Origin of the sequence: Candidatus Nitrosopumilus koreensis AR1, from assembly GCF_000299365.1 — an archaeon.
GTDB lineage: Archaea > Thermoproteota > Nitrososphaeria > Nitrososphaerales > Nitrosopumilaceae > Nitrosopumilus > Nitrosopumilus koreensis.
This window is the reverse complement of sequence record NC_018655.1, coordinates 404207-419726: the sequence shown is the minus strand read 5'-3', so window position 1 is coordinate 419726 and position 15520 is coordinate 404207. Positions and strand designations below refer to the sequence as shown.

The window sequence follows — 15520 nt, the reverse complement described above, 5'->3', positions numbered from 1 at the left end:
TTTTCCTTTTTCAATTCTTCGTTAACATCTTTAGAGGATTTTAATTGATCAAAGAAATTATGATCTATGAGAAAATTAATTCCACCTTTTAATCCAGAATAATCATTAAATGATTGTTTTTTTTGGATTTTTTTTTAGTAAACAGTAGTTGATTTTAATTCAATTTCACCTGAATGTTCCACACCAGCATCATCAATTAGTTGGATTCTAATTTTCATGTAAACTTTCACCTTTACCTAATTTATGAATAAAATCAAAAGCAGATTTTCTACCCATACCGCTAGTCAATTTGTATTTGTTATGACCACGTGTGCCACTAATTCTAAAAATGTCCGAATGTTTTTTGAGGTTTGTAGCAAGATTAGATAAATCTTTGACACCCATAGATCTCATACATTCAGTAACATCGTTAGAACTTACCCAATCTTTTTCATATACAACTTCCAATGCAGCAAGATAACATTGTGTACCCACAAGATGTTTGAAAGAGTCACTTCCTTGAATAGCAGCAACCAAATTCACAGAGCTGTCTTGAAACTTAAAAACATCATACAATTCAGAGATTGTAATTGAACATAAGTTAGCTAATTCATTTTGTTTTTTTGTTAAATTACTACCAATTTTTGGTGCTCCTTGTGGGATGGATTCTGAAGATAAATATCTATCAAGTAATAATTTTAGAATGATTTTGTATGATTCATTTTTGATTAGTTCATCATCTTCATTTTCAACTGATTTTTTTGCATAGTCAATTAACTCTCTAATTTTTTTTACATCTACGTCAAGTTCCACCTTTAGCCCGTTAGCCATATTAGTGATTCATATTGTTACTTTAAAAACGTTGTTATTAGTAATATTCTTTTTTACGCCTATATTTAGAAGAGGAAATTATTTTTATTCATATGTTATGTACCTTACAAATAATTGACATTACAAAACGCCTATAAAAAAAACTTAGCATAGAAATCATTTCTAATAAAAAATATTTACTATATAAAGTAATAAAGGTAAAAATTATCAAATTAGAAAAGATAGCAGTTACTTTCTAAAAATATCAAATTCTTAGTCACATTATTTTATCAAAAGTTTGTTGGGTAAACATAATATGAATAACATTAATTTACTAGATATGCCTAGATCATACATGAATGAAGACAGATTCGAAGAATTAGAGAGAAGAGTCAGTAAATTGGAAAAAGAGGTTTTTCAAGAAAAAAAGTACAAAAAAGAGACCAAACATACAGGATTAAGAGGAGGTCTAAGATTGTTAATCGGAAATGGTTTTTTTAATTATCCAAAGGCTTTGAATGAAATCGTAACAGAATTAAAAAGGGAGGGATATCATTATCCCAATCCATCAATTTCTAAAGCATTATCAGTGGATTTGACACTAAAACAGAAATTGCTCAACCGAATTAAAGAAGAAAAAAGTTGGAAATATGTTTTAAGAAAATAATACACAGATTAAGGAGTTAAAGAGAGATCATTTGTAAACAAGTTTGTTTATTCCGAATGTTTATTCGAAATAATGTTTACAATATTTCTTTCTGAAATTTTTTCCTAAAATTATTTATGCACAAAAAGATTCTTTATGTCTATTATTTATGCCCAATATTACGTATAAAGATCTTGAGGCAGATTTGAATCTTAATAGATTAGTTTCAAACAGAGTTTCAAACCAATTAGGAAATTCCCCTTAAGGACGTCATACTCTTGCAGTCTAAAGTAAATATTCAAATGAAAAAGTTAAGGGACTTCTAGTCCTGTAAACGATGAGTCTCCAGTACAGACTGCATTCAAGCTATTAACAAAAATATCCATATTAACAGCGCCTGAAACACCCTCATTTATTGTACCAAGCATGGAAATAAGTCCACGTTTAGAATCATAAGTTGTTGTAAACGAGTACTCTGTTGGATCCAAAAAACCAGACAGTCTAAAGATTTCTGCATCCAGAGTAAGATCAATTGCTAGGTCATCAAATCCTGTTTGTCTAAAATCTGCATTAAAATCTGTAATGAATACATCTCCACTAATACTTGTACAAGTTATTGGTTCATCCAATATTATGTGATAGGTTTGAACTAAGAATGGCGAGTTTCCTTTGCCAGGTATTTCTTCAGGTATTCCGGGATTTGCTGGAGGATTGCTGTTTCCATTACCATTACCAGGAGTAGATGGAGGTCCTGGCTGTTCAGGCAAACAAGAACCTTCAAGACATGTTACAGTTCCATCAAGATCAACTTGCCACTTTGTTATATCACCACTTATTCCTCCATCAGTTCTTACCGGATCTACACCATCAACACAATCTTCGATAGTTAAAACAACGGAATCAGACAATGATCCCCAATAATCATCGAGTAAAGTGTCACAAAAACCAAAAGTAGTACTAACAGCACGGCCTGTGAGGAATTTTACATTTGAAATTCCATCAGGATCACCATACACAACATCAATATCGCCATTAGGCAATAGTGTTGCAGTTACTGAAGTATTTCCAATATTATCAATTGGTTCATCGCACAAATCTCCTATCCCATCACCATCAGAATCTGATTGGTCTGGATTAGATACTGTTGGACAATTATCAACAGAGTCACCTATGCCATCATTGTCAGTATCTACATCAATATCAAAAACATCAAACCGTACATTATCTAATGCAAAATCACCTCCACTGACAGAACCAATAGAAATCTCAATAGGATTGCCTATTGATGAGCCAGAGGTAGAGCTATTCCATGTTGCAGTAATGGTTTGAAAAACACTAGTTGTTATCACATACCCCACAGTGACAGCATCAACTCCATTTGAAATTCTTAATTGAACAAAAGGATAATCTGTAATAGAAGAGCTTTGATCAGATACGTCTGCAGTTAAAACATATTGTTTATTTGGTTCAACAGTGGAAACCGTTTGTTTCAGAAATGAACCACCTTCCTTAATCAGCGCATAATTATTGCCATCAAGAGGACTTTCTCCAACTGGATTTAGTATAAATGAAGTAACACCATCATTTGTCCATCCAGGTATGGGAGAAATACTTTCACCATCCTCCAATACAGGATCTTCAAAACTGTAATTAGTTACAGGTAATGATAATGCAAATGCATTTCCTGAAACAGTAAATAAAATAACTGTAGTAATTAGAAGCAACAGAGATTTCATTAACAGTTTGAAAGCAGTTAGGTATTAAAGAAGAACTAAACAATCTTGTTCACTATTCAACATCTATCGCAGTCTTGCAAATTGTTCGCCACTATTCCATTTGTATTCAAAAAAATCAAGACACCATTTCAAAAAAGATTCATCAAGGACATTAGACAGATGTTCACAATCATCATGAGTAATTTGTCCAAATGCAGGAATCATAGTAGAAAAAAGTGTAATGATAATCATAACATATGATAAATGCATTAAATTATATCAAGAATTAAAAATTGGTTTTAAAATATTCCTAAACAAATGTGTTTAGTAATCAACATCACACATACAATCCAAAACTAAATTGTTCCGACACTAGAATAGTGAATTGAATATTGTGTTGCCATAAAAATCTGTCAAAAAATCGAGAGGATTAAGATTAATGCAATCCCACATTAATTGTAGAGGAAACTGTTCGATCAAACCCATTGGTGTAAAAAACTATTATTTTGTCACCAACTTCATCAGTCACATGGCTTATTTCGATTGGATATGTAATGAATTGCCCATCATCATGTTCTAATGCAATTACTGGAAATAGTTCTTTTTTATTTTCACTGTATAACATAACGAAAATTTTATGCTTTTTTTGATCTTCATGCAGTTCATTAATTGCATCACCTACAGATGTGGGGTAGTCCGTGATATCTAACGCATTGGTAACACCAAGAACACGTCCTCCCCAGAAGTAATATCCGCCAGTGGCAAGATCTACACCTCTATCAAATACTTCTCCCCAAAGTTTTAAAGCAATATCAAGAGCTAAAGGATCATCTAATCTTTCATCATCGATAAAAATTTGAAATTTGTCTGAAGGGCGTAATGTCAATTCTTTTTCTAACATTTGTTCTTGATATATTGAAGGATTATCTAAAATATCCTGAGGACATCCAGAACAATCCAAATGAGATGGACGGATAGGATAACTGCTACTTGCAGGCGACAAAAACAGATCTAGATGATTGTTGTCTGTATGATCGTGCCATAATGGATTTGGAGTAGATTTTCTAACTTCAATGTCATCATAAACAGTACCAGAATTGCCTTTGTCTGTTTGGTATTCGTATTTTAAGAACAATTTTCCATTTTCAAAACCGTTTAGTGGAAGAACATAGCCAAGAGGCCACACACCAGTGGGCCTATCAAAATCAGAAAATTCAGCAACAGCACCTAAACAATTTGCAACGCTCAATGTTCCATCTACAATTCGTTCCTGTTCCACACAGGAATCATAATTGATATAATCTTCAGGAGAACATATTTGATGCAAAACATTATCACTGTCCATTCCTGTGACTGTTGCACTAGCTTTTTCAAAGGTTCGGTATGAAGTGTCTAAATAAAAATTGACTTGAATATTAGAAGATGTAGATTCATCTTGTTCGAATGGTGAAGGACAGGAAAGAGAGATTTTCTTCACAGATTCACAACCCACACCATTAGAAGATATGATTCCATTATTTACCATATATTCAATAGAATTAAGATACTCTGTAGATGACACTAATCCTTGAGCATAGAATGATGAAGAGTCACGTATCCAAGAGGGAATTCCTGTGTCACCACATGACACATTAGGCACAGGATTAACATAGATAATTTTCTCTTTTATCATATAGCCTAAGGCATCTTTGAATTCATTATCAGATACCTGTCCTGCAGTCCAGTATCCCACAGTACTTGCCACATAATCAGGCATTACACGCATTTCTTGTTGGGGTTTTCTGTCAGGACAACCGTCAGAATCTTGATAACCGTTCCTAGTTTCTTTTTCAGAAGGGCATTCATCAATCACATCTAACACTCCATCTGCATCTTTATCATCTGCATTGTCTGGACATCCATCAGCATCATCAAAATTATTGAAAATTTCTTTCTGATTGACACATCTGTCTACAGAATCTGCAATGCCATCCTCATCAGTATCCAAAACTTGAGAGCCTACAGAATATTGAATTTTGGCAAAGTTGTTTCCACGGTTTGTATCTGTTCCTTCTGGCACATCTAGTATTATTTCCCATATTTTGTATCCTGTTGTGACCTTGTTTTGGGTGTTAAATCCAGATACCACCTTGGCAGTTATGCTTTGTCCAGGTTGCAACACTTTATCCTGTAATGATTGAGTAAAATCAGAGATGGGTTTTGCACACAAAATGTCTTGACATTCATCTGGCATATAGTGTAATCTCTGACTTGATTGGTCTGTTTCAAATTTTAAGAAAAAGTCAGACGTGGGTTCTGGACCCAAGTTTGTAACAGTGACATAAAATATTGGAAATTCATCAATTACTGGTTCTTGATTTGAAGGATCATGTTTTACAGATAATGCAAGATCAGAAAATGATTGAATAAAAGATGTCTGTCCAACTGTAAAACCAATGTTAGTTGTTTTAGGAGATGATAATTCAAACATCACTCCTTCAATTGTTATTTTTGCTTCATAATTTCCTGGTGGGAGATTCAGATTAAATGAGAGAGAACTAAAAGAGGTATGTGAAAGACCAGTAGGGCCAAAAACTGTTTTGCCATTACCTGTTATCTCAAGCCTATAATCAATTTGCTCTTGTGGTTTTCCAGTATTTGTGTTAATAAAATCAATTCTGATGTTAGTGTTTCCTGATGAATCAGATGTTGTAGATAATCTGGGTTCAATTTTATTTGTTGTTGGCGTTTGGTAGCTTTCTTTAGGCAAAGAATCTGGACAGCCATCAGAATCTTCAAACCCATTCACTGTTTCAGGATCGTTTATGCAATAATCTTTATCATCTGGTATGCCGTCATTGTCAGAGTCATTTGTACCAGTTGTTGATTTTTGTTCTGGTGCAGTATCTGGACAGCCATCAGAATCCTGATAACCGTTTTGTGTTTCAGGTTGGTTTGGGCAATCATCTATGCCATCATCCAAACCATCATTATCGGAATCACCAGTATCTGCACATCCATTGATTGGATCATATTTACAAGGATCACTAGAATCGGGTATACCATCACCATCACTATCTATACAACCATCATTAGGATCATTAGGACAAGGATCATACCTGTCAATTTTTCCGTCATTGTCGGAATCTAAACACAAATCATCAGGATCTTCTGGACATGGATCATTTGGATCAGGGGTTCCGTCATTGTCGGAATCTTTGCATAAATTGTTAGGATCTACGGGGCATTCATCGTATTTGTCAGGTATTCCATCGTTGTCTTGATCATCATCTTTTGGTGCAGTATCTTGACAATCATTTATCGGCTGATTACCAGAAAATTGGTTTTGGTAGGGTACGTTGACCTGACCTTCACATGTATTGGTTATGGTTCCAAAGTTTTCTAGTAAACCACCATCAGGAGCAGGTTTAAGATCAATAATTCCATTATTGATTATAGAAGCTCCATCCAGATTGTGTAACTCAGATACACTGTTAACTGTAATTATCCCGTTGTTTTTGATTGTGCCACTGTTAGTTAATTCAGAATATTCTTCCAGTATGAGGTGACCATTGTTTATCAATACTCCTTCTTGACTTACTGTCACAGTACCTTGCGTGGTTATTGTTATGGTAGTACCAGACGATATAGTTACTGTTTCTCCCCAGTCAACTTCAAGATTGCCCATAGACTCGTTCTGACTGTATGTAGAATCTGCAAAAGAAGAGATTATCAAAGGTTGTGTGACTAACATGATCGAAAATATGATAACATATAGAAAATTCCGCAATTTCAGAATTTAGGATTATAATAAACTATTAAAGATAAACTAAACAAAGACGTTTAGCATTAAACATTTAGTTTGTTTTTATCCACATCTAAAACAAAATTTTAAAAAATCAACATCCAAGTGTTGTTTACTACTCAACATTTATCGTAACCTTGCAAACATTTCTCCAGTATTCCATTTGTATTCAAAAAAAGAAACACACCAATCAAGAAACGGCTTTTCATTTCCTGCAATTCCCATAACCATATCAGTCGCATTGTTATTGTCTGGAAGCATCAAACACGCACCACTGTCAGACATTATGAGATTAGCTGCCACATGATCACACATTCGTTTTTTAAGTTGTGTGTCAAGTTTTGGTTTGTCAAGTTGTAGTTTGTCTACAAGATCGTTGCATTCTGGGATATCACTGTTTTTTCCAAAAAGAAATTTCAATGGAGTTCCACTTTGTAATTTCTGATAAAAGATATCTGCCAAAAGAAACGGAGGCTGAGTGAATATGCAATAAACAAACTTTTCAGAGTCACTGATAATTTTTTGGCAGTATGAATGGGAAGACCAGACGGAACTCAACACACGGCAGGATGAAAATGCTTCTATCTGAGATAAAAGATAGTCGGGCACATCACCAAAATTGTGACTAGAAAAATACAGTTCATTGTTTGCCAAAAAATCAATCCCCTGAATTTTTTTTGAGATCAAATTGTCAATTTTTTCAGAAGTGTTTTGTAACATTTTATTTTTCAACTAATTTGAAATTTTTTATTTCTGGCAACGTCCAGTAATAATCCACCAAGTCTTCACACCATTTTCTGAACTTAGGATCTTTGCTAAAAAATATGCCTTTTATGTCAGGATATCCTAGTTTTTTATTTGCAAAGATAAGATGAGCCTCTTTTTCAGACAAGCCAACAACAAGTGGTACACTTTCTACAATTTTTTCTTGTATCTGTCCTGATTCAATATATTGTTCCCATTCTTTTCTTCTAGGATGATCATAATACCCGTTAGGAACAACAGAGTTTTTTCCAAAAACAATCTTGTGAGTTGCTCCATTTCTCATGCTTTTAGATACAGTTTCATAGTACTCAAGGGGTATTGTAAATGTCACACCTTTAACCCATTTTTCCATACTAGCTGCCCAGTCTCGTGAACGTTGTAGTGCTTTCATGGTATTGGTTTCTAGATCACAGTTTAACAAGTCGCCAATCCTAACTAACAGGTGATCTGGCACTCCTGAGAAATCATGTGTTTCAAAATAATCCCTATACTTGCCAAGAAACTCAAAAAAAGGGTATTGATGCAACAAAGCATTACCAATTACAGTTAGTTTGTAAATTCCATCTTCATTTTTTTCAATTAGTTTTGCAGCATGTAATCTGTCAACATGTCTGGATATTGCCTGAATTGACGTGTTCAATTTTTTTGCAATCTCTGATGCTTTCAAATTAGTAGCTGAAAGAAGTTGAAGTATGTCCATTCTTTGTGAACTTGATAATTCCAAAATTAATTCAGCTCCACTGACCATACACAATCCCCGTTGAGTACTAAACATACCTGTTAACTAAATGTTTTATGATATACCAAAGTTCCCACCCTATGATTGTCCTAAATGAAGAAAATGATGACATGCCAGTTTGTAACACATGTTTATCAAGAATAGAGTCATTGCCATACAGAATAGTCAGTCTTGCAGACCATTACGACATACCCAGAGTGCTTCATTTCCATTACTTTTATCCATGCTGGGATCTGGATTTGTTTTTCCAAAGATACGTAGATCATAAGATAATCTCATTAGCATTTTCATGTGATGTCAAAACATTAGAAGATCCACTGATTATCAGAAACATGAAAAACAATGCAGACTTGTGGTATTAATCACGTAAAAAATATGCGTGAGGTATAATAACTACACGTAGAGAGTTGGACATATGGGAAAGCGCATCACCATAGTTATGGATGAAGACGTTTTCAAAAAACTTCGAGAGAAACAAGCAAAGCAAATCAGGGAATCATCAGAGAGGGTAAGTTTCTCCAGTGTGGTTAATGAGACCCTAAGAAAAAATATCAAATAATTTTGATTTTAATAGTCATTTAGAATTTTTGGGTTGGATTCAGCCACATTTTGACCCTAAAACAGATTTTGAGTAAAATAATTTATTTATATATTTATTATAATCATATATTTATATATTTATTATAATCATATATTCATAATTATTTCAGTAAATTGAATTAGTAAAATATTATTAATTATAATATCTTCAGACGTTTATGACAAACAACCCCATTGTAAAAAAAGTATCTTTTGATAAAACACAAATTAGATCTCTTGAACGCAAACTAGAATTTGATAGAGATGCAAGTCAACCAGGTAAAATTAGAACTGTTAAACGTGGTACGATAACAGAACAAATTCAAGTACCAGAATTAAATATTCAAAAACAATTTGATGATGAAATTATCAAAACATATGAAGATGGAATACGAATTTCAAGCCAAATAGATTCAACGCCACTTATTCCAATGTATAAAAATGCAGAACAAAAAATACCTCCAAAAATAATCACACAACATGAAACTATGAAATATGATTTCTATCTAATTGAATTCTTTTTTGGCTTAATGTTGAAAAAAGGTCTGTTTCCAAAAACTGCACAATTAAATGTAAAATTAAGCGATGATGTAGTTAAAGACAATAGGAAAACATTCCCCACTCAATTATTTCCGGGAAGAAAAGACAAAAAATATTTTGAGGCAAATGTTTCAGGCTCTTTTGGAATTAATGCTGATTTAGAGTTTTCAGTACCAGAAGTAATTGGACAACCTATTCCTTTTGCTGATGTTAAGGTTGATGGCAATCTTAAATCGAATTTTATTTTAGGACCATTCCAGTACGAATACAAAAAAGCTTCAATAGAAGTATCTGGATTAAATGATCCTGAAATTTTTTGGAAGTATAACATGGAATCAGAACTTCATGGAACAAATGATTTTAAATCAATTATGATTCTGAAAGTAGCTCAAGAAGCAAAATCAGTTCAAATGAAAGTAAAATTGGGAGTGATCCCTTACAAAAAAGAATGGCACAGACTAAGTCATGAAGAGCTTCCACTTCTGACTGATGAAATTACACAGGAAGTTGAACTGATTCCAAGATGAATCAAGAAGAAAAACTTCTAAATGATATTTTTGATATAGCTATCTCTGATCCTGCAAACTTGATGAATTTTCTTAAACAAAATCAAAATCAAGTGTCTTTTGAATTAGCTGAACGCGCCAAAAAGATTGCAGATCACGAAGCATCTTCAAATAGACTTGGAAATGCAACTGCAGCTTATCGTGGAGCAACTAATATTTTCTTGTTACTTGGATATCGAAAAGAAGCATTGTATTGCTACTTTCAATTTTGGCAAATACAATATATGCTTTGTAAACAGCCTTCAGATTATCTTGCAGTACGAGAACAGATTTCTAGTTTATTAGAAAAATGCCTTGAAGTAAAAGCAGAATATCTGATTTTTAGAATTTATTTTGTCATGGCAGATTCTGCTTTTTGGGCATCAGAAGAGACAAAAACTCCAAAAGATAAGGATGATTTACTATTAACAGTATTACAAGATCTAAGCAACGCTACAAAATCAATTGAAGGAAATAATGAGAGAGTATGGATAGAGCAATATGTTAGTTTAGTATCCACGATTATTTCAAAAGTTAATTCTAATTTCTTCCTACTTGAACAAGAAAAAAAATTCAAAGATGAAGTTTTAGAAGAAATCACTCAAGGGATAGAAAAACAGGTTGAAACTAATTTTGTATATCAAAAAATACCAAGTGATTTGAATAAAACTTGTCAAACTCTTACAAATCTTGCATACTTGTCATACAGATATGGAGATATGAAAGTTGGTTCAGAACGATTCAGAATAGCCAGTGAAGTTGCATTAACTGCAAAAAATGACGGAATTTGGTTAGATATCATTAGTAAATGGCACAGTATAGAAAAAGAATACAATGACAATTTACAAGAACTTAAAAAATTACAGGATTCAATATTTGATAAGATGGAATCTTTTCGTAAAAGTTTCAAATCCAGAGCAGGTCGCCTATGGTGTACTCAGTTTATAGAATCTTCATTATCTGAAATTCTTCAGAGCATTCTTAGAGAAAGAAAAGATGAACAAATTTTTGAAATCATAGAGAGATTGAAGGCAAGAACTTTACTTGATTATATGCAAATAAAACCAAAAGAATTTCAGGATAAAAAAATTAGTGAAATAATTTTTGATAAAGAAAAAAAATTGCTTCGATTTAATTCCCCAACTAGTAAATCTAATGTGCCTGAGATTATTCAATTTGAGGGGCAATTGATGAGTAGACTATCGATTGGAACAGCTTTTGATAGATCTGAAAGACATTTGCAACAAGAAGAGATAGAGGAATTATATCGTCTTCATAATGCAGGGTTTGAAAAAACAAGTAATGTTACAACTATGCGCAAAATACAAACATCATTAAAAGGTGATGAAATATTATTAGAATTTTTTATGCCTAATCATCCAACTCATCCAAGCATTGAGCTCTGGGTCATCATCATAACATCTAAGGAAAGTAAAGTTTTACAAATTCCACTAGACTCGCTTAAAAATCCTGGAATGATTGGCATTATGAGCATAGATGGCCAACAACCACTAGATGTAAGTCCTTTGGGGAATTTCATTGGAGGTTTACGTGTGGATATTCAAGAAGGGACGGAGAAAAAAGCAATCAAAAAACTTGAAGAATGTTATGATCTAATAATTTTACCCATAATAGAAAGTGGATTTGAATTACAAAATTTCAAAAGATGCATTATTGTTCCACATGGTGTTCTTCATTATTTACCATTTGCTGCTTTGAAATCTAAGGATGGTAGTTTTCTCATAGAACATGTTGAAATAATTTTTGCACCAAGTTCAACAATTTTTTACGAGTTAAGAAAAAAACAGATACCAGAATTTTCTAGTTTTCTTGCATTAGGTAATCCAGATTTATCAAAATTTAAACTTCCTCCATTAAAAGAATCTGCAAAGGAATTAGAGTCCATTAATGAATACGTAGATAAATTAGAGTCTTTTATTTATAATAAAGAAAAAGCAACAGAATCGATTTTACGTAAACAATCCTCAGGAAAAAGTATTATTCACTTTGCAACTCATGGCGAATTCCCAGAAGAGGACATAATTGATTCTCATCGAATAATGCTTACACCATCTAAAACTCATGACGGCAATCTCAATGCTGATGAAATACGTACATTAAAACTTAATTCAGCAGGATTAGTAATACTAAGTATTTGCAATGGTGGAATTTATCGTTGTGGGCCCGGAGATGAACCATATGGGCTTGTACCTGCATTTTTTATTTCAGGAGTAAGAAATGTTATTGGAAGTATTTGGCCATTAGAAGATAAAATTGGAAGATATTTTATGGAAGAGTATTATTCCCATCTTCTTGTAGAAGGGGTTTCAAGAGCTATCCAAAAAACGTGTAAAGCTTTCATTCGGGATAAATTACCAATTCGCACATGGACTAGTTTTATTTTGATTGGTGATGGGCAATCTCATACTAGTAATTAATCTCAAACTCGGAAAAATATCATAGTAACATACAAAATATGTGAGAACTCGTGATCCAGATGCCATAATTAGAGATTTAACAGACCAAAAGGTAAAGGAGCAAAAAGAAGAAAAAACACGGAATTATGTTACTCAGATAGTAACAATGCAACATTATTTCATGGAAGAACATAATCAACTAAAGGATTTACAATTAATGCAGATACAGGGGGATTTCAATGTCAGAACAAGCCCTTGATTTTTCAATAGAATTACAAAAGAAAGACACGTTCTATGAATCCAGAAGTTTGTAAGAAAATCAAATCATGGTTAAAGCAGATGGACAAACAATTTGAAGCATACTAGAGTAGTTTTTAACAATACGCATGTAATTTCCATACAAGGTATGGATAGTGATAATATCATTTTCTTTTATTAACATAATATTCAAATACTATCTTAATATCCCACATTATATGTCAACGAAAACTTGTGAAAATTGTAATCAGACACTCCAACCAACAATGGTAGTTGATGGAAAACCATTTTACTTCAAGTGTCAAAATTGTGGAAGTGTAATAGATCAAGAGTAAACCAATCATTTGTGAGTTAAAAATATCTGATAATTAGTGATTGGTTTGCATGCAAAATATTGTTTACCGAGTATTGGTCACAGTACTCCTACCACACTATTGCTATTTTGAGCCAACTTTTATTTTTTCAGTTGCTCCTTGTTGGTCTAAGGTCATATGTAACATCTGGTTTACGTGTCATGTTATTACCAAAGTCATGATCATAATCTCTTCCAACCCATGGAAGATTAATCCCAACAGCAAATGTCATTTTACACCTGATTCTAAAACCGCATCAACTATGACACTGGAATATTTTTTCATGGGTTCTGTTTCATTTGTTTTTATCAAGCCTCGAGCATCTGCAACTGCAGCAGCCGTTAATCTTTTGTTTACTTCTGCATCAAATACGCCTTCAAGTGCATTGTAGGCCCATCCATCAGCACCCGTGTTTTGCAAAAGGTTTTTTACATATCCTCGAATAAAGGTCTCCTTTACTTCTGGTTTTTTGTTTTGCCAATCAATTACGTATGGTACAGCATCAAGACTTTGTCTTACAATTTTTTCAACTTGTTCTTGTTCTAATGGGAAACTCTCAATCTTTTTTTGTGCTACTGCATACTCTATTGCCTTTTTGAATGCCTGACCGCTCAGACTCGTTATCAATTCTTTGTATTTGTCCGTACCAAAGTTGTTTTTAATTGAGCTTAATGCTGCATTCTGAAGCTTTTCTATTTGTTCATCTGAGAGTTGGCCTTTATCATCTCTTAGTTCATTAGCCACCTTATTGTACATTGATACTGTTTTTACGGCATCCTGTGTAATCATAACAAGTTGTTCAGATTTTATCTGAATATCATATTTTTCTTTGAGATATTTTGAAACCATTGGCCCTACTACAGTTCCAACAAGAACCATGAGAAAGTTTGACTCTAGAATCTGAAGGTATGGATTAGATTCAACTGAGCATAGTGTCCATTCAACGCATCCAATTGAAAGTATCATAAGCATTCCAATCACCACAAGAGTAGTTCCTGCAATGTAGTTCATGTAACTAGAAAATTTTGTCTTTTCTGCCTGCTTTTCTCCATCCTCTTTCATATTTGCAGTAACTTTTTTCTTGTCAAGCTCTTCTTTTATTTGTCTACTTTTTGCCTCAAACATTATCTCATTTTCTTTGCATTTTTTTATTATTTTATCAAAGATCAGTTCATGTTGTTTTCCTTCTTTTTCTAACTCGTCCCGAAATTGTTTAAACTCGTTTATCTCAGATAACACTACTTTGTTTACCCGTTCATTATCAATAACGTATTTGATCTTTGGATGGTCTGGATCACTAGAATCTTTTTCTGCTTTTACAAAATCTTTTGAGCGTTCTGTAATCACAGATTATTACCGTAACAGTCTTATTTTAAGATATTCATAACTACATATGGCATTTCACTTTTCATATATTCAAGAAAAATATGAGGAATTCAATGAGCATGGAAGACGATATCTAAAGTGGACAAACAAAGAGAAGACTTGGCACTACAAAGAATGTTCTGTCACAGTGTTTGGACTAAATGATGGTGCTCATATTGTTATAAGACGGGAGAGATCAGGAAAATCAAAATTCAAAAAATCTGAATACAGGCTAAAATTGATGATGGGATTTACCATAACTGAAGTAACCATCAATCATACTGATTCAGAGTCTGTTTTGGAGTTTACAGTATTGCAATCACAAGACCGTCACCACAGGGATCTCAAAGATGTTAGAATATCATCTAAAAACAAGGAGGAGATCATTTCCTTGCATCAGATAATTGTGGAAAAAATTAACAATCCTAAAAATGAAGACAACATAATTTTTCCCAATTATTCTCCTACCAACTCCAAAATTCTTCCAGTGGTATATCAACCCAGAGTTGATGCATGGGAAAATTTTTTACGGGAAATCAACATAATTGCCAACGGGCAAAACTACCAAGTGACTCTAGCGTTTGAAGGCGAAGTGTTACGAAAATTTTTCCTAGTGGATCCTTTCTACAAACTGTACAGATTCCTAAAATTTCGAAGGACAATTGATATTGAAACATTTGAGATAAGACAAGATCAGTTTTATTTTGATAATATTTACAGTAATGATAAAACTCTGTTTGATGATTCAACCCATAACCAAAAAATAATTCCAATAAAGTATTACTTTTCAGACAAGAACCACCCAGTAGTATTTATTAACACATCAAACCACGCACTGGCGCCACACGACAACAACCATGACTTTTGGAAATGGGAGTATATTCCATGGGATGAAAAGACACCTCTAAAATCATCAGAAAAAAGTAGAGAAGACACTGAAAAGTTTTATCGAAGATTCTAGACATCTTTTTGTATTACTTTATGAATAGCGTATTATGGATCATGGTAAAATTGACGATGTCACA

At 33.2% G+C, this 15520-nt stretch carries 14 protein-coding genes; 6 read left to right on the top strand and 8 right to left on the bottom strand.

From position 1 onward, the window contains the following. Positions 1 to 207: 207 nt before the first annotated feature. Positions 208 to 810 (bottom strand): hypothetical protein, encoded by a 603-nt coding sequence (locus NKOR_RS02390; protein ID WP_014962765.1) that lies wholly within the window; start codon positions 808 to 810, stop codon positions 208 to 210. 319 nt (positions 811 to 1129) lie between these two features. Here NKOR_RS02390 and NKOR_RS02385 point away from each other — a divergent pair, with 319 nt between their 5' ends. Then, entirely contained in the window at positions 1130 to 1456 is a 327-nt protein-coding gene (locus NKOR_RS02385) for a hypothetical protein (protein WP_014962764.1), read from the top strand. A 290-nt stretch (positions 1457 to 1746) separates the two neighbouring features. On the opposite strand, the gene NKOR_RS02380 is transcribed toward NKOR_RS02385, so the two are convergent. The 5 genes from NKOR_RS02380 to NKOR_RS02360 all read right to left on the bottom strand — a co-directional run bounded on the left by NKOR_RS02380 (position 1747) and on the right by NKOR_RS02360 (position 8447). Further along, positions 1747 to 3159: a thrombospondin type 3 repeat-containing protein gene (locus tag NKOR_RS02380; protein ID WP_238535973.1), complete on the bottom strand. Its 1413-nt coding sequence runs from the start codon at positions 3157 to 3159 to the stop codon at positions 1747 to 1749. Positions 3160 to 3234: 75 nt separating this feature from the next. After that, positions 3235 to 3375 carry a hypothetical protein gene (locus NKOR_RS02375; protein ID WP_232203030.1) on the bottom strand — a complete coding sequence of 47 codons (141 nt, stop codon included), beginning with the start codon at positions 3373 to 3375 and terminating at the stop codon, positions 3235 to 3237. Between the two features lie 211 nt (positions 3376 to 3586). Then, on the bottom strand, positions 3587 to 6883 hold the full coding sequence (locus tag NKOR_RS02370; protein WP_014962762.1) for an OmpA domain-containing protein: 3297 nt from the start codon (positions 6881 to 6883) through the stop codon (positions 3587 to 3589). A 177-nt stretch (positions 6884 to 7060) separates the two neighbouring features. Then, positions 7061 to 7654, bottom strand: a complete 594-nt coding sequence (locus NKOR_RS02365) for a transcriptional regulator-like protein (protein ID WP_232203029.1) — start codon at positions 7652 to 7654, stop codon at positions 7061 to 7063. A 1-nt stretch (position 7655) separates the two neighbouring features. Further along, positions 7656 to 8447 carry a helix-turn-helix transcriptional regulator gene (locus tag NKOR_RS02360; protein ID WP_014962760.1) on the bottom strand — a complete coding sequence of 264 codons (792 nt, stop codon included), beginning with the start codon at positions 8445 to 8447 and terminating at the stop codon, positions 7656 to 7658. A gap of 71 nt (positions 8448 to 8518) precedes the next feature. Here NKOR_RS02360 and NKOR_RS02355 point away from each other — a divergent pair, with 71 nt between their 5' ends. The 4 genes from NKOR_RS02355 (at position 8519) to NKOR_RS02345 (ending at position 12540) form a co-directional block, all read left to right on the top strand. Further along, positions 8519 to 8800, top strand: a complete 282-nt coding sequence (locus tag NKOR_RS02355; protein WP_014962759.1) for a hypothetical protein — start codon at positions 8519 to 8521, stop codon at positions 8798 to 8800. A 53-nt stretch (positions 8801 to 8853) separates the two neighbouring features. Then, complete coding sequence (locus NKOR_RS09890) at positions 8854 to 8997, top strand: hypothetical protein (protein ID WP_187146199.1); 144 nt, start codon at positions 8854 to 8856, stop codon at positions 8995 to 8997. A 199-nt stretch (positions 8998 to 9196) separates the two neighbouring features. Continuing rightward, on the top strand, positions 9197 to 10084 hold the full coding sequence (locus NKOR_RS02350; protein ID WP_014962758.1) for a hypothetical protein: 888 nt from the start codon (positions 9197 to 9199) through the stop codon (positions 10082 to 10084). Then, complete coding sequence (locus NKOR_RS02345) at positions 10081 to 12540, top strand: CHAT domain-containing protein (protein ID WP_014962757.1); 2460 nt, start codon at positions 10081 to 10083, stop codon at positions 12538 to 12540. Before NKOR_RS02350 ends, NKOR_RS02345 begins: the two co-directional genes overlap by 4 nt. Positions 12541 to 13239: 699 nt before the next feature. Here NKOR_RS02345 and NKOR_RS10500 read toward each other — a convergent pair. Further along, positions 13240 to 13362, bottom strand: a complete 123-nt coding sequence (locus tag NKOR_RS10500) for a hypothetical protein (protein ID WP_016939595.1) — start codon at positions 13360 to 13362, stop codon at positions 13240 to 13242. Continuing rightward, positions 13359 to 14477, bottom strand: coding sequence for a hypothetical protein (locus tag NKOR_RS02335; protein ID WP_014962755.1), 1119 nt, complete (start codon positions 14475 to 14477; stop codon positions 13359 to 13361). The genes NKOR_RS10500 and NKOR_RS02335 overlap by 4 nt, the downstream gene beginning before the upstream one ends. A 46-nt stretch (positions 14478 to 14523) precedes the next feature. On the opposite strand from NKOR_RS02335, the gene NKOR_RS02330 reads away from it, so the two are divergent. Beyond that, positions 14524 to 15456 carry a hypothetical protein gene (locus NKOR_RS02330; RefSeq protein WP_014962754.1) on the top strand — a complete coding sequence of 311 codons (933 nt, stop codon included), beginning with the start codon at positions 14524 to 14526 and terminating at the stop codon, positions 15454 to 15456. The last annotated feature ends 64 nt before the right edge of the window (positions 15457 to 15520 follow it).